At 56.4% G+C, this 24,028-nt stretch carries 21 protein-coding genes and 1 pseudogene; 15 read left to right on the top strand and 7 right to left on the bottom strand.

Annotated elements, in window-relative coordinates; genetic code table 11:
* Positions 1 to 11: 11 nt before the first annotated feature.
* The 12 genes from cheA to flhE all read left to right on the top strand — a co-directional run bounded on the left by cheA (position 12) and on the right by flhE (position 14,795).
* Positions 12 to 1,994 (top strand): chemotaxis protein CheA, encoded by a 1,983-nt coding sequence (gene cheA / locus BY447_RS03210; RefSeq protein WP_199226946.1) that lies wholly within the window; start codon positions 12 to 14, stop codon positions 1,992 to 1,994.
* Positions 1,995 to 2,017: 23 nt separating this feature from the next.
* Positions 2,018 to 2,515 (top strand): chemotaxis protein CheW, encoded by a 498-nt coding sequence (gene cheW, locus BY447_RS03205; RefSeq protein WP_013358230.1) that lies wholly within the window; start codon positions 2,018 to 2,020, stop codon positions 2,513 to 2,515.
* Positions 2,516 to 2,680: 165 nt separating this feature from the next.
* Positions 2,681 to 4,351 (top strand): methyl-accepting chemotaxis protein, encoded by a 1,671-nt coding sequence (locus tag BY447_RS03200; protein ID WP_110330503.1) that lies wholly within the window; start codon positions 2,681 to 2,683, stop codon positions 4,349 to 4,351.
* Positions 4,352 to 4,544: 193 nt separating this feature from the next.
* On the top strand, positions 4,545 to 6,107 hold the full coding sequence (locus tag BY447_RS03195) for a methyl-accepting chemotaxis protein (RefSeq protein WP_110330502.1): 1,563 nt from the start codon (positions 4,545 to 4,547) through the stop codon (positions 6,105 to 6,107).
* A gap of 105 nt (positions 6,108 to 6,212) precedes the next feature.
* Positions 6,213 to 7,889, top strand: coding sequence for a methyl-accepting chemotaxis protein (locus BY447_RS03190; protein ID WP_033732948.1), 1,677 nt, complete (start codon positions 6,213 to 6,215; stop codon positions 7,887 to 7,889).
* 80 nt (positions 7,890 to 7,969) lie between these two features.
* Entirely contained in the window at positions 7,970 to 8,842 is an 873-nt protein-coding gene (gene cheR / locus BY447_RS03185; protein ID WP_013358226.1) for a protein-glutamate O-methyltransferase CheR, read from the top strand.
* The gene (locus BY447_RS03180; RefSeq protein WP_013358225.1) at positions 8,842 to 9,891 is read left to right on the top strand and encodes a protein-glutamate methylesterase/protein-glutamine glutaminase; all 1,050 of its coding nucleotides are present in this window, start codon (positions 8,842 to 8,844) and stop codon (positions 9,889 to 9,891) included. The genes cheR and BY447_RS03180 overlap by 1 nt, the downstream gene beginning before the upstream one ends.
* Positions 9,892 to 9,930: 39 nt before the next feature.
* Positions 9,931 to 10,320, top strand: coding sequence for a chemotaxis response regulator CheY (gene cheY / locus BY447_RS03175; protein ID WP_010258559.1), 390 nt, complete (start codon positions 9,931 to 9,933; stop codon positions 10,318 to 10,320).
* A gap of 9 nt (positions 10,321 to 10,329) precedes the next feature.
* Positions 10,330 to 10,971 carry a protein phosphatase CheZ gene (gene cheZ / locus BY447_RS03170; protein WP_013358224.1) on the top strand — a complete coding sequence of 214 codons (642 nt, stop codon included), beginning with the start codon at positions 10,330 to 10,332 and terminating at the stop codon, positions 10,969 to 10,971.
* A gap of 188 nt (positions 10,972 to 11,159) precedes the next feature.
* Positions 11,160 to 12,311: a flagellar biosynthesis protein FlhB gene (gene flhB / locus BY447_RS03165; protein WP_110330501.1), complete on the top strand. Its 1,152-nt coding sequence runs from the start codon at positions 11,160 to 11,162 to the stop codon at positions 12,309 to 12,311.
* Positions 12,304 to 14,403: a flagellar biosynthesis protein FlhA gene (gene flhA, locus BY447_RS03160; RefSeq protein ID WP_013358222.1), complete on the top strand. Its 2,100-nt coding sequence runs from the start codon at positions 12,304 to 12,306 to the stop codon at positions 14,401 to 14,403. Before flhB ends, flhA begins: the two co-directional genes overlap by 8 nt.
* Entirely contained in the window at positions 14,403 to 14,795 is a 393-nt protein-coding gene (gene flhE, locus BY447_RS03155; protein ID WP_033783336.1) for a flagellar protein FlhE, read from the top strand. The genes flhA and flhE overlap by 1 nt, the downstream gene beginning before the upstream one ends.
* A gap of 158 nt (positions 14,796 to 14,953) precedes the next feature.
* On the opposite strand, the gene BY447_RS03150 is transcribed toward flhE, so the two are convergent.
* The 6 genes and pseudogenes from BY447_RS03150 to BY447_RS23470 form a co-directional block, all read right to left on the bottom strand.
* On the bottom strand, positions 14,954 to 15,286 hold the full coding sequence (locus tag BY447_RS03150; RefSeq protein ID WP_033783335.1) for a HigA family addiction module antitoxin: 333 nt from the start codon (positions 15,284 to 15,286) through the stop codon (positions 14,954 to 14,956).
* Between the two features lie 73 nt (positions 15,287 to 15,359).
* Positions 15,360 to 15,673 (bottom strand): annotated as a pseudogene (locus tag BY447_RS03145) (type II toxin-antitoxin system RelE/ParE family toxin).
* Positions 15,674 to 15,747: 74 nt separating this feature from the next.
* Positions 15,748 to 16,746: an aldo/keto reductase gene (locus BY447_RS03140; protein ID WP_110330500.1), complete on the bottom strand. Its 999-nt coding sequence runs from the start codon at positions 16,744 to 16,746 to the stop codon at positions 15,748 to 15,750.
* Between the two features lie 124 nt (positions 16,747 to 16,870).
* On the bottom strand, positions 16,871 to 17,818 hold the full coding sequence (locus BY447_RS03135) for a LysR family transcriptional regulator (protein WP_110330499.1): 948 nt from the start codon (positions 17,816 to 17,818) through the stop codon (positions 16,871 to 16,873).
* A 90-nt stretch (positions 17,819 to 17,908) separates the two neighbouring features.
* Complete coding sequence (argS, locus tag BY447_RS03130; RefSeq protein WP_110330498.1) at positions 17,909 to 19,639, bottom strand: arginine--tRNA ligase; 1,731 nt, start codon at positions 19,637 to 19,639, stop codon at positions 17,909 to 17,911.
* A gap of 211 nt (positions 19,640 to 19,850) precedes the next feature.
* Positions 19,851 to 19,973 carry a hypothetical protein gene (locus tag BY447_RS23470; protein WP_009089698.1) on the bottom strand — a complete coding sequence of 41 codons (123 nt, stop codon included), beginning with the start codon at positions 19,971 to 19,973 and terminating at the stop codon, positions 19,851 to 19,853.
* 311 nt (positions 19,974 to 20,284) lie between these two features.
* On the opposite strand from BY447_RS23470, the gene BY447_RS03125 reads away from it, so the two are divergent.
* Positions 20,285 to 20,848 carry a VOC family protein gene (locus BY447_RS03125; protein ID WP_110330497.1) on the top strand — a complete coding sequence of 188 codons (564 nt, stop codon included), beginning with the start codon at positions 20,285 to 20,287 and terminating at the stop codon, positions 20,846 to 20,848.
* On the opposite strand, the gene BY447_RS03120 is transcribed toward BY447_RS03125, so the two are convergent.
* Entirely contained in the window at positions 20,845 to 21,990 is a 1,146-nt protein-coding gene (locus BY447_RS03120) for a MalY/PatB family protein (RefSeq protein WP_110330496.1), read from the bottom strand. The two genes, BY447_RS03125 and BY447_RS03120, sit on opposite strands and share 4 nt — an antisense overlap.
* Positions 21,991 to 22,075: 85 nt before the next feature.
* Between BY447_RS03120 and cutC the strand changes: the two genes are divergently transcribed.
* Positions 22,076 to 22,828, top strand: coding sequence for a copper homeostasis protein CutC (cutC, locus tag BY447_RS03115; protein ID WP_110330495.1), 753 nt, complete (start codon positions 22,076 to 22,078; stop codon positions 22,826 to 22,828).
* A gap of 276 nt (positions 22,829 to 23,104) precedes the next feature.
* Positions 23,105 to 23,962: a MurR/RpiR family transcriptional regulator gene (locus BY447_RS03110; protein WP_110330494.1), complete on the top strand. Its 858-nt coding sequence runs from the start codon at positions 23,105 to 23,107 to the stop codon at positions 23,960 to 23,962.
* Positions 23,963 to 24,028 lie beyond the last annotated feature (66 nt).

Raw genomic sequence — 24,028 nt, 5'->3', positions numbered from 1 at the left:
TTCCCGTGAGTATGGACATCAGCGATTTTTACCAGACGTTTTTTGATGAAGCCGATGAGCTGTTAGCGGATATGGAACAACACCTGTTGGGCCTTGACCCGCAGGAGCCAGATTCGGAACAGCTTAACGCCATCTTCCGTGCCGCTCACTCCATTAAGGGTGGGGCCGGAACCTTTGGTTTTACGGTATTACAGGAAACGACTCATATCCTGGAAAACATTCTGGATGGTGCTCGTCGCGGCGAGATGCAGCTCAGCACCGACATCATCAACCTGTTTTTGGAAACCAAAGATATTATGCAGGAACAGCTCGATGCTTATAAAACCGCGCAGGAGCCTAACGCGGAGAGCTTCAAATATATCTGTGAAGCGCTGCGCCAGCTGGCGCTCGAGGCCAAAGGTTTGCCGGTTGATGTTCCGGCTACGGTAACCACTGCCAGCGCGGAACCGGCCAGCACCAGCGGTCTGCGTGTACAGCTGATCGACCTCAAAGAGAAAGAAGTCGACCTGATGCTGGAAGAGATGAGCAATCTCGGCACCCTGACTAATGTGCAGAAGGGCAGCACCACGCTGGACGTCTGCATTGATGGCGTCGGTAAAGATGACATCGTGGCGGTGCTCTGCTTCGTGATCGACGAAGCGCAGATCCGCTTCCCGGCCGCTGACGAAGCCGTTGCCACGTCGGTCACTGCTGCTGTTGCAGCCGCACCAGTGGCAGAAGAGGTTCACACCGCCAGCGTTACCGAATTGCCCGTGGCAGCGATGAAACGTGAAAGTAAGCGCGTCGCGGCACCGGCCAAGTCGAGCGAATCGACCAGCATCCGTGTTGCGGTCGAGAAGGTCGATCAGCTGATCAACCTGGTCGGTGAACTGGTGATTACCCAGTCGATGCTCGCCCAGCGTTCCGGTGAACTCGACCCAGTGGCGCACGGCGACCTGCTGAACAGCATGGGTCAGCTGGAGCGTAACGCCCGCGACCTGCAGGAATCGGTGATGTCGATTCGTATGATGCCAATGGAATATGTCTTCAGCCGCTTCCCGCGTCTGGTGCGTGACCTGGCAAGCAAACTCGGCAAAGAGGTCGAACTGACCCTGCTGGGCAGCTCAACCGAACTCGATAAGAGCCTGATCGAACGCATTATCGACCCGTTAACGCACCTGGTGCGTAACAGTCTTGACCACGGTATCGAAACGCCAGAGAAACGTCTGGTGGCCGGTAAAGTGGCAACCGGTAACCTGACGCTTTCTGCGGAACACCAGGGCGGCAACATCTGTATCGAGGTGTCAGATGATGGTGCCGGTCTGAACCGTGAACGTATTCTGGCTAAAGCCCTGTCATCGGGCCTGCCGGTTCACGAGAACATGAGCGACGAAGAGGTCGGCATGCTGATCTTCGCACCGGGCTTCTCTACCGCGGAGCAGGTGACGGATGTTTCAGGACGCGGCGTCGGAATGGACGTGGTGAAACGAAATATTCAGGAGATGGGCGGTCACGTTGAAATCGCCTCGAAGCAGGGCAAAGGCACCACCATCCGTATCCTGCTGCCGCTGACGCTGGCCATTCTTGATGGCATGTCGGTTCGTGTGGCTGATGAAGTCTTTATTCTGCCGCTCAATGCGGTAATGGAATCACTGCAACCGCGTGCCGAAGAGCTGAAACCGCTGGCGGGTGGCGAATGCGTGCTGGAAGTGCGTGGTGAATATCTGCCACTGGTCGAGTTGTGGAACGTCTTTGATGTGCAGGGTGCCAAAACCGAGGCCACGCAGGGCATCGTGGTGATCCTGCAGAGCGCGGGCAAACGTTACGCGCTGCTGGTTGATCAGCTGATTGGTCAGCATCAGGTGGTGGTGAAGAACCTGGAAAGTAACTATCGCAAAGTGCCGGGCATCTCCGCCGCGACCATTCTTGGCGATGGTAGCGTAGCGCTGATTGTTGATGTATCAGCACTGCAGTCACTTAACCGTGAAAAACGTGTGGCCGGCGCTGCCGCCTGACAGATAACGAAAGGGTAAATAACATGAATGGAATGGCAACCGTGACAAAAATCGCTGGCGAAACTGTGGGTCAGGAGTTTCTGGTCTTCACGCTGGGCGACGAAGAGTACGGCATCGATATCCTCAAAGTTCAGGAAATTCGCGGTTACGATCAGGTAACGCGTATTGCGAATACCCCTGAATTCATCCGCGGCGTCACGAACCTGCGCGGCGTAATCGTGCCGATTATCGATCTGCGCGTTAAGTTTGCGCAGCCTGACGTTGAGTACAATGATAACACCGTGGTCATCGTGCTGAATCTGGAAAATCGTGTGGTCGGTATCGTCGTCGATGGCGTTTCTGACGTGCTGTCACTGACCCAGGATCAGATCCGCCCTTCACCGGAATTCGCGGTAACCATGTCTACCGAGTACCTGACCGGTCTGGGTGCGCTGGGCGATCGCATGCTGATTCTGGTCGACATTGAGAAGCTGCTGAGCAGCGACGAGATGGCGCTGGTGGATAACCTGCGTACCGCGTAATAGCCTCTTCACGGGCTGGCTCTGGCTGGCCCGTGATTGTTACATTATGTAATATTTTTATTTTTATTCATATACTTAAAATTGCTGCTCCCCCTAATTTCCTGCTGTCACCTGCCGATAAACACACTGTCACTTTTAAATCACCTACATTTTTCAGGGTTACTCATGTTAACGAAAATCCGTGTGGTCACCAGCCTGTTACTGGTGTTGCTGGTGTTCGGGCTGTTACAGGCCTTCTCCGGTTCAATTTTCTACTCCGCATTAAGCCACGACAAGCAGAGCTTCGCCGTGTCGCAGCTTGCGATGCAAAACACGCAGGCGCTCAATGACGCCTATATGAGTCTCAACCAGAGCCGTGTGCTGCTGACCCGCATTCAGCTGCGTATCGCCACCAGTAAACTGGAAGGTAAAACGGCCGATATCGCCTCGCTGTTTGAGGATAGTCAGCGTTTCCAGCAGGCAGCAGCGGGTTTCTACAAGACGTTCAAAGAGATGCCAGATACCCCAGGACAGGATGAGCAGCTTAACAATCAGCTTGACCAGCGCTTCAATGATTATGCGGGCGCGCTGAACAGCCTGCAGAGTGCGCTACAGGTCAATGATATGGCCGCAGCCGCAAAAGCCCCGGTGGCACCGAGCCAGAGTGCATTTCTGACGCTTTACCGCGAATGGCGCGCCGATCAGAGTCGCCTGACCACACTGGGCGTGGCAGAGAACAGTAGTGCCTATACCCGAATGATGTGGATCCTCTCTGCCATCATGGCTGCCGTGGTCGCGGTGATTGTGCTTTGCTGGTTTGGTCTGCGCAAAATCGTGTTAACGCCGCTGAATGGCAGCATTAATCACATTCAGCATATCGCCCAGGGTGATTTAACCCAGCCGATCGCGGTGGAAGGGCGTAACGAGATGACGCAGCTCGCCGCCAGCCTGCATGAAATGCAGCAGTCGCTGGTCCGCACCGTGACTAATGTCCGTGAAGGATCGGATGCGATCTTTACCGGTGCCAGTGAAATCTCTGCCGGAAACAATGACCTGTCCGCCCGCACAGAACAGCAGGCGGCGTCACTGGAGCAGACGGCGGCCAGTATGGAGCAGCTCACCGCCACCGTGAAACAGAACGCCGAGAACGCCCGCCAGGCGTCACAGCTGGCACTCAGCGCGTCTGAAACCGCAGAAAAAGGCGGCAGCGTCGTAGCTGGCGTGGTGAGAACCATGAGTGAAATCGCAGGCAGTTCGAAGAAGATTGCCGATATCACCAGCGTGATTGATGGCATCGCGTTCCAGACCAATATTCTGGCGCTTAACGCCGCCGTTGAAGCGGCGCGTGCCGGTGAACAGGGGCGCGGTTTTGCCGTGGTCGCGGGCGAGGTGCGTAGTCTGGCACAGCGTAGCGCCCAGGCCGCCAAAGAGATCAAAGGACTGATTGATGATTCAGTCAACCGCGTCAGCGTGGGTTCGCAGCTGGTCGGCACCGCCGGGGAAACCATGAGCGATATCGTCAGTGCGGTCACGCGCGTCACCGACATCATGGGCGAAATCGCCTCGGCGTCGGATGAGCAGAGTCGCGGTATCGACCAGGTCGGGCAGGCCGTCACCGAGATGGATCGCGTCACCCAGCAGAACGCCTCGCTGGTGGAAGAGTCCGCGGCAGCAGCCGCCTCGCTGGAAGATCAGGCCAGCCGGTTAAGCCAGTCAGTTTCGGTCTTTAAAATCAAACGTGAAGCCAGGCCGACGCTGACAAAGCATCTGCCAATTGCTTCGACCGCAACAAAGGCGCTGGCACCACGCAAAGCCCTGACGGCTCCGGTCAGTGATACAAACTGGGAAACCTTCTGATCTGACGCTGCGCATCCTGCGGGATGCGCAGCCCTTTCCGCTATCCCGCCTTCTGGCGTCAGACTCCGCCCTCTCTTTTGATAAAAATAATTACAAAAGCCCGCTCTCGCCTGAAAGCGCCGAAAAGCGTTAATTAATCGCCAGAACCCGCCGATATAGCCGCTGCACCTTAATCAACCTGCAGGGGAACGAGATGTTAAAAAAAATAAAAGTGGTCACCAGTTTAATCGCCGTACTGGTTATCTTTGGCGCGCTTCAGCTGATTTCTGGCAGCCTTTTCTGGTCGGCGCTGAATAATGATAAAGAGGCGTTTGCGCTGTCGCAGATTTCTAATCGCAACGTCACGTCGATGACAGATGCTTATATCGCCCTGAACAACAGCCGTACCACGCTGAACCGCGCCATGCTGCGCTTACAGACCAGCATGGCATCGCAGATGAATGGCGGTCAGCTCGACGATCTGATGAACAAAGCCAACGCCCAGCTGGCAGAGGCCGACCGTCACTTTAAAATCTATTACGATCTGCCCGCCACGCCGGGGCTTGAAGTGGCGCTGCGCGACAAACTCGAAGCGGATTACGCGCAATATGAAAAAGGGCTGAAAGGCATGGTCGCCAGCCTGCAGGCCCGCGATCTGGAAGGGATGTTTAAACAGAATATTGAACAGAAACAGGTCGCGATGCAGAGCAGCTACGGTGAGTGGCGTGCACGTCAGACCGAGCTTTCCGATCAGGGCATCGCACAGAACCATAAAGCCTTTACTCAGATGATGTGGCTGCTGGGCACCATTGGCGTCGCGGTAATCGTGGTGATCCTGGCCTGCTGGTTTGGCCTGCGTCAGGTTCTGATTCAGCCGCTGCAACAGCTGCTGGCGCAGATTCGCGCTATCGCCTCCGGCGATTTGACCCAGCCGATTATGGTTGAGGGCCGTAATGAGATGAGCCAGCTGGCAGCCGGCATCCAGGAGATGCAGCAATCGCTGGTGATGACGGTCGGTAATGTGCGTGACGGCTCTGACGCCATCTTCACTGGTGCCAGCGAAATTGCCGCCGGTAATAACGACCTGTCAGCCCGCACCGAAGAGCAGGCCGCCTCGCTGGAGCAGACTGCAGCCAGCATGGAACAGCTCACCGCCACGGTGAAACAGAATGCTGACAACGCCCTTCAGGCCTCGCGGCTGGCGCTGACCGCCTCTGAAACCGCGCAGCAGGGCGGCAAAGTGGTGAATGGCGTGGTGACGACCATGAAAGAGATTGCAGGCAGCTCGAAGAAGATCGCAGACATCATCAGTGTGATCGACGGTATCGCCTTCCAGACCAACATCCTGGCGCTGAATGCCGCGGTTGAAGCGGCGCGTGCCGGTGAACAGGGTCGCGGTTTTGCGGTAGTGGCCGGTGAAGTGCGCAGCCTGGCACAGCGCAGTGCTCAGGCCGCCAAAGAGATCAAAGGCCTGATTGAGGACTCGGTGTCTCGCGTCAACAGCGGTTCACTGCAGGTTGAAAGCGCCGGCAGCACCATGAATGAGATTGTGGGTGCCGTGACCCGCGTGACCGACATCATGGGCGAGATCGCCTCTGCATCAGACGAGCAGAGCCGCGGTATTGAGCAGGTCGGTCTGGCCGTCACCGAAATGGATCGCGTGACCCAGCAGAACGCCTCGCTGGTCGAGGAGTCTGCCGCTGCCGCTGCCGCACTGGAGCAGCAGGCCAGCGTCCTCACCCAGGCCGTCTCGGTTTTCAAAATTTCCCGCGCCTGATTTTCTGCCTTTCAGCGTGGCGGCGGTTTAAAGCCGGTGCCACGCATAAAGTTCCCCCCGACGCCGCCGATAAATAAACACGAATCGCCAACCAATGAGGTGTTTATGTTTAGTCGAGTACGCGTTGTTTCCGGCCTGCTGTGTGTGCTGGCGCTATTTGCGCTGCTGCAGCTGTTTTCCGGCGGAATGTTTTTCAAAACTGTCAGTTCAGATAAAGAGAATTTTGCCTACAACCAGCGTCTGAATACGTTGCAACAGGCGATGGGCACCTCATGGGTTTCGCTGGTTCAGGCGCGTAACACCCTTAACCGCGCCGGTATCCGTTTTCTGCAGGATGCGCAGATGTCGGGATCGGGCGCCAGCGTAAAAGAGCTGGTCGCACTGGCGGGCGAGGAGCTGAAACAGGCTGAAGTCAACTATCAGATTTTCAACGATAACCTGTCAGAACAGGGCAAAACGGCTGAAAACGTCGTGGCGTTGCAGGCGAACTATAAGGCTTATCACGATGCGCTGGCAGAGCTGATGGTGTTCTTCACCACCGGCAACTTTAAAGGGTTTGTGGATCAGCCAACGCAGAGTTTCCAGGACAAGTTCCAGAAAGATTACAGCGCCTGGCTTGAGAACAACAAAGCCCTGTCACAGCAGGGCGTAGAAGCCAACCAGCAGGCCTACAGTCGCTCCATCACTATCGTTATCGCCACGCTGGCCGTGACGTTGCTGATGATTATCCTGGTGTGGAACGTGATGCGTTCAGTGCTGATCCGTCCTCTGCGTCAGAGTATTGAGCATATCCAGCACATCGCACGCGGCGATCTGACCCAGCCGGTTGAGATTACCGTGCGCAACGAAATTGGTGAGTTACTGACGTCACTGCAGCATATGCAGCAGGAGCTGGCACGCACTGTCCGCACCGTGCGTGACGGCTCGGATGCCATCTATACCGGTGCCAGCGAAATCTCTATCGGCAATAACGATCTCTCTTCGCGTACCGAACAGCAGGCTGCCTCGCTGGAGCAGACCGCTGCCAGCATGGAGCAGCTCACCGCGACCGTGAAGCAGAATGCCGAAAACGCCCGTCAGGCGTCGAAGCTGGCGCTGACCGCCTCGGAAACCGCGCAGCAGGGCGGCAAAGTGGTGGATGGCGTGGTCACCACCATGAAAGAGATTGCGGGCAGCTCCAAGAAGATTGCCGATATTACCAGTGTGATTGACGGCATTGCCTTCCAGACCAACATCCTGGCACTGAACGCGGCGGTTGAAGCCGCACGCGCCGGTGAGCAGGGGCGCGGCTTTGCCGTCGTGGCGGGTGAAGTACGCAGCCTGGCGCAGCGCAGCGCCCAGGCCGCCAAAGAGATCAAGGGTCTGATTGAAGATTCCGTTAGCCGCGTTAATACCGGCTCGGTGCTGGTAGAGAGCGCCGGTGACACCATGAGTAACATTGTCAGCGCCGTCACACGCGTCACCGACATCATGGGCGAGATCGCTTCTGCATCAGACGAACAGAGCCGTGGCATTGACCAGGTGGGCCTTGCCGTGACCGAGATGGATCGCGTCACGCAGCAGAACGCCTCACTGGTTGAAGAGTCAGCGGCAGCAGCTGCAGCGCTCGAAGATCAGGCAAGTCACTTAAAACAAGCGGTATCAGTGTTCAATATTGGTAAAGAATTTGTCGCGCAGGCCGTTAACAAGACAACGGCGACAAAAACGCTCCAGTCAGATGCACCGTTAGCCGTTGGTCGTTCGTCTGCGGTACGCAGCGACGACAACTGGGAAACCTTTTAATCGCCCGTGGCCCGGCCGCCATTGAGCCGCCGGGCATCGCAGCAGACAGTTAATGTATTCAGTTCGGGCCAGGTGCAGAGATGAAAAAATCGACGATTTTAGATCAAAATGAGACGACAACGCTGCTGTCGCAGATGGTGCAGCGTTTACCGCTCTCCGATACGCATTTTCGCCGTATCAGCCAGCTGATCTATCAGCGTGCCGGTATCGTACTGGCCGATCACAAGCGTGAGATGGTTTATAACCGTCTGGTTCGTCGCCTGCGCACGCTGAATATCGATGATTTCGGTCGTTACCTGGCGCTGCTGGAGTCCGATCCGAACAGTGCCGAGTGGCAGGCGTTTATCAACGCCCTGACCACCAACCTGACCGCGTTCTTCCGCGAAGCGCATCACTTCCCGATTCTGGCGGAGCATGCACGTAAGCGCCAGGGCAACTTCAGCGTCTGGAGTACCGCAGCGTCAACCGGTGAGGAGCCTTATTCCATCGCCATGACGCTGGCCGAAACGCTGGGTACCGGGCCAGGTAAATTCCAGGTCCATGCCAGCGATATCGACACGCAGGTGCTGGAAAAAGCGGTATCGGGTGTTTATCGCCAGGAGGAACTGCGCACGCTGTCACCGGCGCAAATGCAGCGTTTCTTCCTGCGCGGCACCGGTCCACACGCCGGAATGGTACGGGCGCGTCCCGAGCTGACCAACCTCGTCACCTATGCACAGCTTAACCTGCTGGCCAACGACTGGGCGCTGCCGGGTCAGTTCGACGCTATTTTCTGTCGCAATGTGATGATCTATTTCGATAAAGAGACGCAGGAGAAGATTCTGCGTCGGTTTGTCCCGCTGCTGAAGCCGGGCGGCATCCTGTTCGCCGGGCACTCAGAAAACTTCAGTCAGATCAGTAAAGAGTTCTGGCTGCGCGGACAAACCGTCTATGGACTGACGAAGGAAAGATGATGAGCAAAATCACCGTGATGTGCGTAGATGACTCTGCGCTGATGCGGCAGTTGATGACCGAGATCATCAACAGCCATCCGGATATGGAGATGGTCGCTACGGCGCCCGATCCACTGGTCGCCCGCGATTTGATCAAGCAGTTCAATCCGCAGGTGCTGACGCTGGATGTGGAAATGCCGCGCATGGATGGCCTCGATTTCCTGGAAAAACTGATGCGGTTACGGCCAATGCCGGTGGTGATGGTTTCATCGCTGACCGGAAAAGGCTCCGAAATCACCCTGCGGGCGCTGGAACTGGGGGCGGTGGATTTCGTCACCAAACCCCAGCTCGGCATCCGCGAAGGCATGCTGGCCTACAGCCAGATGATTGGCGACAAAATCCGCGCGGCGGCCCGGGCCCGACTGCACAACCGTGCTGCGATGCCGGTGCCGGCGACGCTGAAAGCGGGGCCACTGCTGAGTAGTGAGAAGCTGATTGCGATTGGCTCCTCTACCGGCGGCACCGAGGCGATTCGCCACGTGCTGCAGCCGTTACCGGCGACCAGCCCGGCGTTGCTGATTACCCAGCATATGCCGCCAGGCTTTACCCGCTCTTTTGCCGAGCGTCTGAACAAGCTGTGTCAGATCACGGTGAAAGAGGCCGAAGACGGTGAGCGTATTCTGCCGGGGCACGCCTATATCGCGCCAGGCGCAATGCACATGGAGCTGGCCCGAAGCGGTGCCAACTATGTGGTGAAACTGAATGAAGGACCCCCGGTTAACCGGCACAAACCCTCTGTGGATGTGCTGTTTAAATCGGTGGCGATTAACGCCGGACGAAATGCGGTGGGGGTCATCCTCACCGGCATGGGCAACGACGGTGCCGCTGGGATGCTGGAAATGCATCGGGCAGGTGCCTGGACTATCGCCCAGAACGAAGCCAGCTGTGTGGTATTTGGCATGCCGCGTGAGGCTATTGCCACAGGCGGCGTGAGCGAAGTCGTGGATTTAAGCAACATCAGCCAGCATATGCTGGCGAAAATTAGCGCCGGACAGGCATTGCGTATTTAACAGGCCCGTCCCGCCGGGCGAGACAACTCAGGAGTAGATATGGCTGATAAAAACATGCGCTTTTTGGTAGTAGACGACTTCAATACGATGCGTCGTATTGTGCGTAACCTGCTGAAAGAGCTGGGCTTCAATAACGTAGAAGAAGCGGAAGATGGTGTGGATGCCCTCGGCAAACTGAAAGCGGGTGGCTTCGACTTTGTGATTTCCGACTGGAACATGCCAAACATGGATGGCCTGCAGCTGCTGCAGACTATTCGTGCCGACGCGGCGATGAGTTCGCTGCCGGTGCTGATGGTGACCGCGGAAGCCAAGAAAGAGAACATTATCGCCGCCGCCCAGGCGGGAGCCAGCGGATATGTCGTGAAGCCATTCACTGCGGCAACCCTGGAAGAGAAGCTGGGTAAAATTTTCGAAAAACTGGGCATGTAAGGGGATGTGATGAGCGACTTTCCGAAACCAACTGAGGATGCCGCGGCACACGACATCATTTCACGTATTGGCTCACTGACGCGCATGCTGCGCGACAGTCTGCGCGAGCTGGGGCTGGATAAAGCCATTGCCGATGCAGCTGAAGCCATTCCTGATGCCCGCGATCGTCTTGATTATGTGGTGCAGATGACGGCGCAGGCCGCCGACCGTGCGCTGAACTGTGTTGAAGCAGCACAACCCCATCAGGATAAGATGGAAGCCGGGGCAACCCAGCTGAAAGGGCGTTGGGATGCGTGGTTTGAGAACCCGATTGAACTGGGTGATGCGCGGGAGTTGGTGACGGATACGCGCGAATTCCTCACCGCCGTGCCTGAGCACACCGCCTTTACCAACAAGCAGCTGCTTGAAATCATGATGGCGCAGGATTTCCAGGACCTGACCGGTCAGGTGATCAAGCGCATGATGGATGTGATCCAGGAAATTGAGCGTCAGCTGTTAATGGTGCTGCTGGAGAACATGCCAGAAGTCAGCGCTGAGAAGCGTCAGGAAGGCACCAGCCTGCTGAATGGACCGCAGATCCACGCCGATGCACCGGGCGTGGTGGCGAACCAGGATCAGGTTGATGACCTGCTGGACAGCTTAGGGTTCTAAGCTTCGTCCGCCTGCGGGCGGACAAAACGGCTCCCGGCGTCATAAAACAGGGTCACCTTCGGGTGGCCCCGTTCCGCATTGTCAGACCCATCCCCGAAAGAACGCCTGTTTTCCCCATCTTATCTCCGCTTTAACTTAAACCAGATTTGGCATCCTATGCTCAGAATTCCTGCCAACCGAGGTTTGTCGTGGCTGAAGATAGCGACGAAGACAAAACAGAATCGCCCACGGCCCACCGACTTGAGAAAGCGCGTGAAGAGGGCCAGATTCCGCGTTCGCGCGAACTGACGTCACTGCTGATGCTGCTGGCCGGCATCATGATCCTGTGGATGGGCGGCAACATGATGGCGCACCGGCTGGCGGCCATGGTCGCCACCGGACTCCGTTTTGACCACGGCATGGTCAGGGATGACAAAATTATCGTCAGCCACATCGGCAGCCTGATTACCCAGGCACTGATGGCGCTGCTGCCGCTGATGGGCGGTCTGGTGCTGGTGGCGATTGCCGCGCCCATGCTGCTGGGCGGACTTGTTTTCAGCGGTAAATCGATCAAGTTCGACCTGAAGAAGATGAGCCCGATGGCGGGGTTCAAACGGATGTTCGCCGCGCAGGCCTGGACCGAACTGTTTAAAGGCATCCTCAAAACCATTCTGGTGGGCGCAGTGGGCTGGTGGTACATCTGGAGCCACTGGCCGGCGATGCTGCGGCTGATCAGTGAGGCGCCCGTCACCGCGCTGATTCACGGCATGGAGATGATCGCGGTCTGCTGTTCACTGGTGATGCTCGGGCTGATCCCGATGGTGGGATATGACGTCTTCTGGCAGCTCTACAGCCACTTCAAAAAGCTGAAGATGTCGATGCAGGAGATCCGCGACGAGCATAAGCAGCAGGAAGGTGACCCGCACGTTAAAGGGCGTATCCGGCAGCAGATGCGCGCCGCCGCGCGACGCAGAATGATGGCCGATGTGCCAAAAGCCGATGTCATCGTCACCAACCCGACGCACTACTCGGTGGCATTGCAGTACAACGAGAAGAAGATGAGCGCGCCGAAGGTTGTGGCCAAAGGCGCGGGCGAGATCGCCCTGAGAATTCGTGAACTGGCTGCCGAACACCGCATCCCGGTTCTGGAAGCACCGCCGCTGGCGCGTGCGCTATACCGACATACCGAAATTGGTCAGCACATCCCCGGCGCGCTCTATGCTGCCGTGGCCGAAGTACTGGCGTGGGTCTGGCAGTCGCGTCGCTGGAAGCGCGAAGGCGGCCTGATCCCAACCAAACCAAAAAACCTGCCGGTTCCGGCAGAGATGGACTTTGCAGGAGAGAGCAAAAACGATGGCTAATAACCTGGCCGCAAAACTACGTTTACCGGGCAACTTTAAAGATATGCAGTGGCAGGTGCTGGCTGGTCCGGTGCTGATCCTGATGATCCTGTCGATGATGGTTCTGCCATTACCGCCGTTCATCCTTGATCTGCTGTTCACCTTTAACATTGCGCTGTCGATCATGATCCTGCTGGTGTCGATGTTCACCCAGCGGACCCTGGAGTTTGCGGCGTTCCCGACCATTCTGCTGTTCTCTACTTTGCTGCGTCTGGCACTGAACGTGGCTTCAACCCGTATCATCCTGATGGATGGGCACACCGGTGCCGCCGCGGCAGGACAGGTCGTTGAAGCCTTCGGTCACTTCCTGGTGGGCGGTAACTTCGCCATCGGTATCGTGGTGTTTATCATCCTGGTCATCATCAACTTCATGGTTATCACCAAGGGTGCAGGTCGTATCGCCGAAGTAGGCGCGCGCTTTGTACTGGACGGGATGCCCGGTAAGCAGATGGCGATCGATGCCGACCTCAACGCCGGTCTGATCGGTGAAGATGAAGCTAAACGCCGCCGTGCTGAAGTGACCCAGGAAGCGGACTTCTACGGTTCGATGGACGGTGCCAGTAAGTTCGTTCGTGGTGATGCCGTCGCCGGTATCATGATCATGGTGATCAACGTCATCGGCGGCCTGCTGGTGGGTGTGGTGCAGCACGGTATGGATGTCGGGCACGCCGCAGAGACCTATACGCTGCTGACCATCGGTGATGGTCTGGTTGCTCAGATCCCGGCGCTGGTTATCTCTACTGCAGCCGGTGTTATCGTGACGCGCGTCGCCACCGATCAGGATGTCGGTGAGCAAATGGTTACCCAGCTGTTTAAGGATCCCCGCGTGCTGATGCTCAGCGCCGGGGTGATTGGCCTGCTGGGTCTGGTGCCTGGCATGCCTAACTTCGTCTTCCTGCTGTTCACCGCCGCTTTGCTGGGTCTGGCCTGGTGGCTGCGCGGACGCGAAACGCAGCCGAAGAAGAAAGTGGACGTTGCTGGCAGCATCAGCAACAAAGCGGCGGCGGACACGCCAGCCGCCACCGAAGCCTCCTGGACCGATGTACAGCTGGAAGATACGCTGGGCATGGAAGTGGGCTATCGCCTGATTCCGATGGTCGATCATCAGCAAAATGGCGAGCTGCTGGGCCGTATCCGCAGTATCCGTAAGAAAGTTGCGCAGGATGTCGGTTTCCTGCCGCCGGTGGTGCATATCCGTGACAACATGGAGTTGCCACCTGCGCGCTATCGCATCCTGATGAAAGGGGTGGAGATTGGCAGTGGGGATGCCTATCCTGGCCGCTGGATGGCGATTAACCCGGGCACGGCTGCCGGCAGTCTGCCGGGTGAAGCGACTGTCGATCCGGCCTTTGGTCTGGCGGCGGTCTGGATCGACAGTGCGCTGAAAGAGCAGGCGCAGATTCAGGGCTTTACCGTAGTAGAAGCCAGTACCGTGGTGGCAACACACCTCAACCATCTGATTGGTCAGTTCGCCAGCGAGCTGTTTGGCCGTCAGGAAGCGCAGCAGCTGCTGGATCGCGTGACGCAGGAGATGCCGAAGCTGACCGAAGATCTGGTGCCGGGGGTGATCTCACTGACCACGCTGCATAAGGTACTGCAGAACCTGCTGGTGGAGCGGGTCTCGATTCGCGATATGCGCACCATCATTGAAACGCTGGCGGAACATGCGCCGGTACAGAGCGATCCGCAGGAGCTGACTAGCGTAGTGCGTGTGGCGCTGGGCCGCGCGATTACGCAGCAGTGGTTCCCGGGCAATGATGAGGTGCAGGTTATCGGCCTTGATTCTACGCTTGAGCGTCTGCTGTTACAGGCACTGCAGGGCGGTGGCGGCCTGGAGCCGGGACTGGCCGATCGGCTGTTAAGTCAGGCACAGGCGGCATTGCAGCGTCAGGAGATGTTGGGCGCGCCACCGGTGCTGCTGGTCAATCATCCGCTGCGTGCGCTGCTGGCGCGATTCCTGCGCCGCAATCTGCCTCAGCTGGTGGTGCTCTCGAATCTGGAGCTGAGCGACAATCGCCAGATCCGTATGACTGCTACCATCGGAGGCAAATAATGCGCGGGCTGCTGATGGTGCTTTTCATGCTGCCGACGCTGGCTCAGGCAGCCGGTGGTGCCTGGAGCGCCACGGCCAACGGCCCGCTGCTGGCGAATCGCGGCAGCTGGCAACGGGCGCAGCCGCTGACGCCACCCGCCGATGTCGGCGGGGAGGTCAGCATCATTAACTGGCGTTATGAGCTGAGCAGATCTGCGCCGTCGGGTCTGGAAGTGCGGCTGTGCGGCGAGCAGCGCTGCACTACGCTTGAGGGTGCCAGCGGCACCACGCGCGGGCTGGCACATCTCAATGCCGGTGAAACCCTGCATATGGTGTTTGGTTTTGCCGGCAGCGGGGCGCTGCCACCCGGATTGCGGGTGGTGAGCAGCGAAGTCATGGTCAATTACCAGTAAGCGTCTTGCTGCTGAGTTAATGAAAAGGGAGCCAGACGAACACCGTCTGGCTCCCTTTTTCATGATGGTGCTGGCTGTGAAACGATGTTGACCTGGCACGCCTGCCAGATGATGCACCTGTCCGACGCTCTGTCATGACCCTATGCGTGATAAAACTTTCACGCCACCTGATTCTCTTTCTGCGCCAGAAAATCCTTTAAGGGCGTTACGCGGCTGATCTCCTCCTGAGCCCTGGCGTCATGCATGACTTCCCAGATATCGACACTGTTTTGCAGGTTAAGCCAGAACTCAACGCTGGTGTCAAAGGCTGCCGCCAGCCTGAAAGCCATATCCGGCGTCAGCTTCCGGTTGTTGTTCACCAGGGCACTGACCGTGTTGCGGTGCACCTTGAGCATCTCCGCTAAATCGAGAATCTTCAGGCCGGTTGGCTCCAGATATTCGTAAAGTAATACATCGCCGACAGTGGTCGGTTTGCGGGTTGCCTGGTTCATAGTCTTGCTCTCTTAATTGACTGACAGAGGTTGATGATGTTGCATGCTGTATTACTGTTTTTTATGCAGCTCATCACTTGTGCGTTTTATAGCTATGCGCGTCCAGATAAAGGTCAACGGCCTTACCTTCTATCCACTTAAAGATCAGCCGATATTGCTCATTGACCCTGATCGAAGCGTATCCCTTAAGGGCGGGTTCAGCTCCTCATAACGGTTGCCTGGCGGCGACCTCAGGTCTTTAAAACTAATCGCTGCATTGATGATGTCGAGCTTTTGCGCCAATGAGGATGAGAGGGTTGAGGGTATTCTTTTAGAATATTTGCCATATAAAAAATAATTCTCAAGCCAGTCATCCCTGAAGCTTTCGATGTTTCTTAACGTCGCCACCTGATTACCTCCCTGTATCACGCTGAAAAGAAATTAACGCACCGCAGCACAGTGCGCAAGTGCATAATATGTCTTCAGGCGTTAACTCCCTTCATTCCCTCCTCAGAGTAGCGGTCGCCTTTGACCTCAATCTGCTGATGAATCGTATTCAGCAACCGCACGTCGTCCTCTTCCAGCCTGATATCCGCGGCCTGCGCATTCTCAGTGAGATAAGCAATCTGTTTAGTGCCCGGTATCGGCACAATTTTCTCATACTGGGCCAGCAACCACGCCAGCGCAATCTGCCCGGTGGTGGCGTGATATTTCTCCGCCAGCGGCGTTACCGCGTTAAGAAGTTGCAGATTGTGGTCGATATTGTCCTGCTGGAAACGGTCATTATTTTTACGGAAATCGTCTTCGGTAAAATCACTGTTGTTGCGATATTTACCGGTCAGAAAACCTCTGCCCAGCGGTGAGTAGGGCACCAGTCCGATGCCAAGCTTTTTCACCATCGGCAGAATCTCCGCTTCACTGTCACGCGTCCAGAGTGAATATTCTGTCTGCAGCGCGGCCAGCGGATGGATCGCGTGCGCCCGACTCAGCGTTGTAGCAGAGGCTTCACACAGCCCAATCCGGGCGATCTTCCCCTCCTGCACCAGACGGCTGAGACACTGCATACTCTCCTCAATCGGTGTCGCCGGACTGATGCGATGCAGATAAAAGAGATCGATACGCTCAACGCCCAGCCGTTCCAGGGAGGCATGGCAGCTGCGGGTGATGTAGTCGGGCTGATTATTGATGGTGCGGGCATAGGCCTCGTCCGCCGGACGCTCAATGCCACATTTGGTGGCGACGGTAAATTTCAGCCGTTCGGCTTTGCTCAGCCCGGCAAGAAACTGGCCTATCAACTGCTCGTTGTGGCCGCGCCCGTAAAGGTCGGCGGTATCGATAAAGGTGATATCCAGGTCGCGCAGCTGGCTGAGCAGTTGCAGGGAATGACGGTCATCGGTCTGACCATAAAATTCGCTGAGCCCCATTGCACCATAACCGATAGCGCTGACCTCCAGACCCTGAGTTAACGTTCGCTTTTTCATTGTCTCTCCTCGTAAGTGAGACGCGATTGTTTCACCGTACGCCAAAGCACGGAATTGCTCCTTCCGTCATGCAGAAAAGGTATCAGCGAGCTTCAGGCAATATGGGTACGGATAGCACAGCGGCTTAGCCGCGCGGATGGGCGGGAGTTTCGGGTTCAGCAGGCTGCGAGAGGGCGATCTGCGCATTCACGACTGCCGCACTGGTTTCATCGGCGCGAATCGCCGCATAAACGTCAATTGACAGCTGTTGAGCTGCATCATCAGTCAGTGGCCGATAACAGAGACCTGTCTGCTTGAAGGTGCATTTTGACTGCGGCATCAGCGCAAACCCTTTGCCTCTGGCGATGTGCGCCAGCATCAGCAGGGAATCTTCAGGCTCTCGTACCCGTTTCAGCGCGATGCTGAGCGTGGCGAAGTAGCGCTCGCATTTATCGTAAAACTGCGGATTGGCGCTGCGTGGAAACCAGAAAAGTGGAAGGTCAGCCAGCGCCTCCAGCGCAACGTTTTCAGACAGGCTGGCGGGATGTGCTGACGGCATCGCAACCCACAGTGGCTCACGGTATACCCAGGCGTACCGGACAGCATTTTCCGCTTCCGCTCCTTTTTCCCCGGTCAGGATCAAATCCAGGCTATTTTTCGCCAGGCACTGCAGCAGCTGAGCCGAAGTGAGGCTGGGCATCTCCATCTCGTCGCTGGCATAAAAACTGGCGAGCTGCTTATTAAGCGGCGCGATGAGTTCGAAATTCAGCGTGCGGGTCAGCCCGATACGCAGCTGTGCTGCAACAGGCTGCGCATCCTCTTTTAGGGCATTCAGTGCCATAAGGATCGCTTCGGCTTTCGTGACCAGCGCCCGGCCAGACTCTGTCAGGGTGACCTCATGCGTCGTACGGCTGAACAGCGGCTGGCCCAGCAGATCTTCCAGACTCTGAATCTGACGGGTGAGCGGAGGCTGCGTCATGCTAAGGCGTTCTGCAGCCCGGCGAAAATTAAGCTCGTGCGCGACCGCCAGAAAGCACTGCAACTGTTTAATGGTGGGAAGGTGGCTGCTGATGAGATGCGCGGCTAAAGACATGGCGCCATCCTGCTGCTGAAAGAGTGAGGGAGTGTAGGGGACGTTTATGAAGTCAGCAACGGAGAGGGAATTCCCTCTCCGTTCCGGCGATTACATGCGCTCGACGGTATCGATACCCAGCGTATCCAGACCCTGCTTCAGCGTCTTCGCGGTCAGCGCGGCCAACTGCAGTCGGCTCAGACGCGTCGCGTCTGATTCTGCGCTGAGAATCGGGCAGTGCTCGTAGAAGCCAGAGAACAGACCGGCCAGATCGTAGAGATAAGCACACATCACGTGTGGCGTACCGTCGCGCGCCACCTGCGTGATAACTTCTTCGAACTGAAGCAGACGGGTTGCCAGCTGTGCTTCGCGCTCTTCGCTAATCACGATCTCTGCATCCAGCGAATCGGCATCAATGCCTGCCTTGCGGAATACGGAGAGCACGCGGGTGTAGGCGTACTGCATGTAAGGCGCCGTGTTACCTTCAAACGCCAGCATGTTGTCCCAGTCGAAGATGTAGTCGGTGGTGCGGCTTTTTGACAGGTCAGCGTATTTTACCGCGCTGATGCCCATCACTTCCGCCAGCGCTTTGACTTCCGCTTCGCTCATTTCCGGGTTCTTCTCACGCACCAGCGTGTAGGCACGCTGCCAGGCTTCGTCCAGCAGATCGGAGAGCTTGATAGTGCCGCCGCTGCGGGTTTTAAACGGACGGCCATCTTTGCCCAGCATCATGCCAAACGCATGGTGCTCCAGCGGTACCGATTCCGGCACATAACCCGCCTTACGCACGATAGTCCACGCCTGAACCAGATGCTGATGCTGACGGGAGTCGATGTAATAGAGCACACGATCGGCTTTCAGCGTTTCGTAACGGTATTTCGCACAGGCAATGTCAGTCGTGGTGTAGAGGTAACCGCCATCCTTTTTCTGGATGATGACGCCCATCGGCTCACCTTCTTTGTTCTGGAATTCATCCAGGAACACCACGGTTGCGCCTTCGCTTTCAACAGCCAGACCTTTCTGTTTCAGATCGGCAACAATGCCAGGCAGCATATCGTTATAAAGGCTTTCACCCATGACGTCATTGCGCGTCAGCGTAACGTTCATGCGGTCATAGATTTTCTGGTTCTGACTCATGGTGATGTCGACCAGCTTCTTCCACATCTGGCGGCAGTACTCATCGCCGCCCTGTAATTTCACCACGTAACCGCGCGCGCGCTCGGCAAACTCAGGATCTTCATCGTAGGTGCGCTTGGCTTCACGGTAGAAGCCTTCGAGATCGGCCAGCGCCATCTCAGCGTGATTTTCATTCTGCTGTTTTTCCAGAAACGCAATCAGCATGCCGAACTGCGTACCCCAGTCGCCAACGTGGTTCGCCCGGATCACCTTGTGGCCGAGAAACTCCAGCGTGCGCACCGCCGCATCACCAATGATGGTGGAGCGGATGTGACCTACGTGCATCTCTTTCGCAACGTTGGGCGCAGAGTAGTCGACCACAATGGTCTGGGGTTCGGCCAGCTGCACACCAAGACGCGGCAGACTTAGTGCTTCGCGAGCATGCTTTGCCAGCCAGTTGTGGTCGAGGAAGATATTGATGAAGCCCGGTCCGGCAATTTCAACTTTGCTGGCGATGCCGTTCAGGTCGAGGTGCTGAATCACCGCTTCCGCTAATTGTCGCGGTGCCTGTCCCAGCTTTTTCGCCACGGCCATAATGCCGTTGGCCTGATAGTCTCCAAACTGAACCCGGGCAGACTGGCGAACCTGTGGTTCGCAATCGGCGGGTGCGCCGGCTAAAACCATTGCCTGACTGACTTTTGCGGAAAGAAGTGCCTGAATATTCACCGAGTTACCTTCATGTGCTGAACAACGCCCGGATCAAAAAGCCGGGCTGTCATCATCTTGCCTGAGCGTATCGCGTAACCAATTGACAGAAACGGATGGGGGCAGACAAAACGGAAAAAAATGAGGGGAAAAGTATACGTGAAATGTGGGTGGGCGTCAGCAGTTGGATGAAGCGGGGAAACAGAGCGGAAGAAGATGTTTCCCGGAGGCGTTAACGACGTCGCAGATGACGGCGTGGGTTCTTTACGCTTTTATCTTCGCGCACCTTCCAATGGCGGGAAATTGCAAACCCCATCAGTGCGATCAGGACAGCGACAACGATGAGCATAGACATAGAGCCATTCCTTTTGGTTGTGTTAGGTCAAATTTATAGGAAGGCGGGGTGGGCTGCAATTGTTTGCTGTCCAAATAGGAGTTATCTTATTGTATTAAAGAAGTTGATTTAAATCAATAAATTAGACTACTTTCATCAAGGAACTCATGGTCCTAAACAGGAGATAAATCCGAAATGAAAGATGTTATTATACGGTTTTGCGGTAAATTCCGGTCCAAATAAGATGAATCTTACCATTTTGTGACGCCGGACACGCGGCGCACAATAAACCCGACTGATTATAAATGCTAAACAAATAGAGAGGAATCCCGGTGGCTGAGCGATCTTTTCCGTCAGAATTGGATGATTTAAAGACAGATTTGGGACGTTTTGAAGAATCGTTGCAAATTTTTGCGCAGAGACTGGGTTTGCGCCTTAACGATCTGGATGTGGACCATATTGCGGTGCGTTGTCATCAGGACACGACGGCGATGCGCTGGCAGCAAGGCCTGCAGCAGATTGGCACGCAGTTTTCGGCGGCGATGATCAACGGACGACAGATTTGCCTGTTTAAACTACATGATCCGTTACTGGTAGCGGGCAGGCAGGTTGATGTGGTTGAGCTGCCATGGCCGGGTGAAAAGCGTTACCGCCATGAAGGCTGGGAGCATATTGAGGTGGTATTGCGCGGCGATCATCAGACGCTGGGCATGCGCGCGATGGCATTGCTCTCCGATGACGCGCTGACGCAGCCGGGTATTTCATTTAAAACCAGCTCACCAAAGGGCGAGAATGAGCGTCTGCCCAATCCGACCCTGGCGGTAACGGACGGGCAGACGACAATCAAGTTTCATCCATGGCGACTGGAAGAGATTGTCGCCAGCGAGCAGAACTAAATCCGGGCGGCTACTGCGCGCTTCAGGCGCGCAACGGCCTCATCCAGCAGCGCACGAGTGCAGCCGAAATTGAGCCGGACAAACTGGTCATTGCCAAACTCACGACCGGCCGATAAACCCAGTCCGTGCTTCTCAAAATAGAGTGCAGGGCTGGCCACACCCAGCACACTGGCGTCGATCCAGGCCAGGTAGGTCGCTTCCGGCACGGCGACGGACAGGCCGGTCATTTTATTGACCTGGGACACCAGCCAGTCACGGTTACTGCGCAGGTAGGTATTCTGCGCCTGCAGCCAGGGTTCACCTTCGCGCCATGCCGCTGCTGCCGCAGTGAGCGCCAGAATATCCACATCCGGCACAATCCCGCGCCGCATCCGGTTAAAGCGCGAACGCAGTTCGGCATTGGGGATCACGGCGATGGAGGCACCCAGACCGGCAATATTAAAGCTCTTGGAGGGTGACATCAGAGTGACGCTGCGCTGGGCGGCATCTTCACTCAGCGACGCAAACGGAATGTGTTCAGCGCCCGGTTCCAGCAGCAGATCGCTGTGGATCTCGTCGGAACAGACAATCAGATCGTGCTTCTGCGCAAATTCCAGCTGTGCCTGCAGTTCGTCGCGGCGATAAACGGTGCCGCCCGGATTCTGCGGATTGCACAGCATTAACAGTCGCTCTTTGCCGGTGAGCTGATCTTCAGCCGCATCCATATCCACTACCCAGCGCCCCAGTTGCAGCGTCAGCGGCAGACTGAGCTGACCCCGTTCTGCCAGTTTTGCCGAACCGCGAAACGGCGGATAGATTGGCGTGGGGGCAATCGTCAGCTCGTCCGGTGCGGTAAACGCACGCACGGCGAGATTCAGTCCGCAAACCACGCCAGGCAACACCACAATCCATTCAGGATTAACGTGCCACTGATAGCGTGAGGCGAGCCACGCTACCGCACTGTCAATAAACTCAACCGGCGTATCGCCATAACCAAAAATCCCATGCGCGGCGCGGGTCTTAATTGCCTCGATGACGCAGTCAGGCGATCGGAAATCCGTATCTGCCACCCACAACGGCAGAATGTCCTGGTCCGCATATTTGTTCCATTTAAGGCTATCGCTGTGACGACGGTCTATCCGTTGGTCGAAATTGAATGCCATAGTTAACTTTCCCGGTAAACTCATTCCAGCAGCCAGACTAACTGATGAATCTGCCTTGAACCAGAGTCATGTAAAGGAGAAGAGAATGACCACACTGGAAATTTGCTGCTATGGCGTGGATTGCGCCGTGACCGCACAACAGGCGGGCGCTGATCGGGTTGAACTTTGTGCCGCACCGCGTGAAGGCGGCCTGACGCCGTCGGCGGGGATGCTGAATGCCGCCCGGCGCGAGGTTTCGATTCCGGTTCATCCTATTGTCCGGCCACGGGGTGGCGATTTTTGTTATACCGCACGTGAATTCGAGACGATGAAATCGGATGTGGCGTTAATCCGTGAACTCGGTTTTCCCGGTCTGGTGATTGGGATGCTGGATGAGGACGCGCATATTCATCAGGGCCAGATGCGACAGATTATGGCGCTGTGTGACGGTCTGGCAGTGACCTTCCATCGTGCCTTCGATCTCTGTCACAGCCCTAAGCGCGCACTGGAAGCGTTAACGGATTTGGGGGTGGCGCGCATTCTGACATCCGGTCAGCAGCAGAGCGCTGAAAACGGAATTGCATTACTTCGGGAACTAAATGAGACCAGTACCGGTCCTATTATTATGGCGGGTGCGGGCGTGCGTCTCAGCAACCTGCAAAAGTTTCTCGACATGGGGATTGATGAAGTCCACAGCTCGGCCAGCCGCCTGATGGCGTCACCGATGCGTTACCGCAAAGCGGGTGTCTCCATGTGTTCAGAAGCCGAAACCGACGAGTTCAGCCGTTACTGTGTAGACGGCGATGTGGTTGAGGCGATGAAAAGCGTGATGCAGATGAGCACCGTTCGGGTTGCCTGAACCACAACAGATTTTGCCGCGCAGCACGCCGATCATTGACGTGGTGTTTGCAAGTACCAAACCCCAGTATGCTTGCTGGGGTTCTTTTTGTGTAAAACCTGCTGTTTACCGATGCCCTTTATCCGCCATCTCTCCCGACGCTACTCATCTCTTTCATGACATAAACGCGGCTTCTGCTGGCGGCGCGGCCAGTCACCTGGCGTGAACCTCCGACAGTGGAGTCTGGATCCTAAATGTGATTAGATGCCTGCATCTGCCAGCCGATGAAGTGCCGCCATGAATCCCAGGGAAAATATTGTCAGCCAGTTCAGTGCGTTGTCGCCTGAGTTACAACGCGCTGCCGAGTTCTCACTCCAGAATACGAATCAGCTGGTGGTGCAATCCATGCGTGCTTTTGCCACAGAAGCTGGCGTGAAGCCTGCTACGCTGCTGCGCCTGGCACAGCGCCTGGGCTATAAGGGCTGGGGTGAACTTAAAGACGCTTTTATTGACGATATGGGTCTGCGCGATGATACCTACGTATCCAAAGCTGAAAAGCTGATCGCAAAACCGACACAACCTCAGCTTTATGAAGAGGTCTTTCAGGCGCATCAGGCTAACCTTGCGGCGACGCAACATGAGAATCATCAGAAGATGGATCAGGCGGTTACCCTGCTGGATGCGGCGGAAAACGTCTATATCTGTGGATTTCGTGCCAGCTTTCCCATCGCCTGGTCGCTGTTTTATATCTATCGATTATTTAACCGCCAGGTTTCATTGATTGATGGCCTGGCGAGTAATATCGAAGTCTTTACCCGCGAACTGACGGCGCAGGACGCGATTCTGCTGACCAGTTTTGCCCCTTATTCACGCGAATCGCTGGCGGTGTTACAGGCTGCCCGGCAGGCAGGCGCGAAAATCGTCGCCATTACGGATTCGCCGGTTTCCCCTCTGGCGCAGGCCGCCGACTGTACGCTGCTCTTCTCGGTAGAGAGTCCCTCGTTCTTTCCTTCTGTGGTTTCCGGTATGGGGCTGGCGGAATGTCTGCTGGCGATGCTGGTGGCCCGTCATGGCCGCGAGGCGGTCAGCAAAATCGAAAATGCCGAACGCTACCTGATTGATTCAGGTGCCTATGTGGTGCCTGGCAAACCCTGAAAGAAGATCCATTTGTATCCGTCATAAGAAAATAGAATGCATATGTATCATTCTTGCGTTGACGTG

The organism is Pantoea sp. JKS000250 (assembly GCF_003201065.1).
GTDB lineage: Bacteria > Pseudomonadota > Gammaproteobacteria > Enterobacterales > Enterobacteriaceae > Pantoea > Pantoea vagans.
Note: the sequence above shows the minus strand (reverse complement) of the source record. Positions and strands in the feature narration are given on the sequence as shown.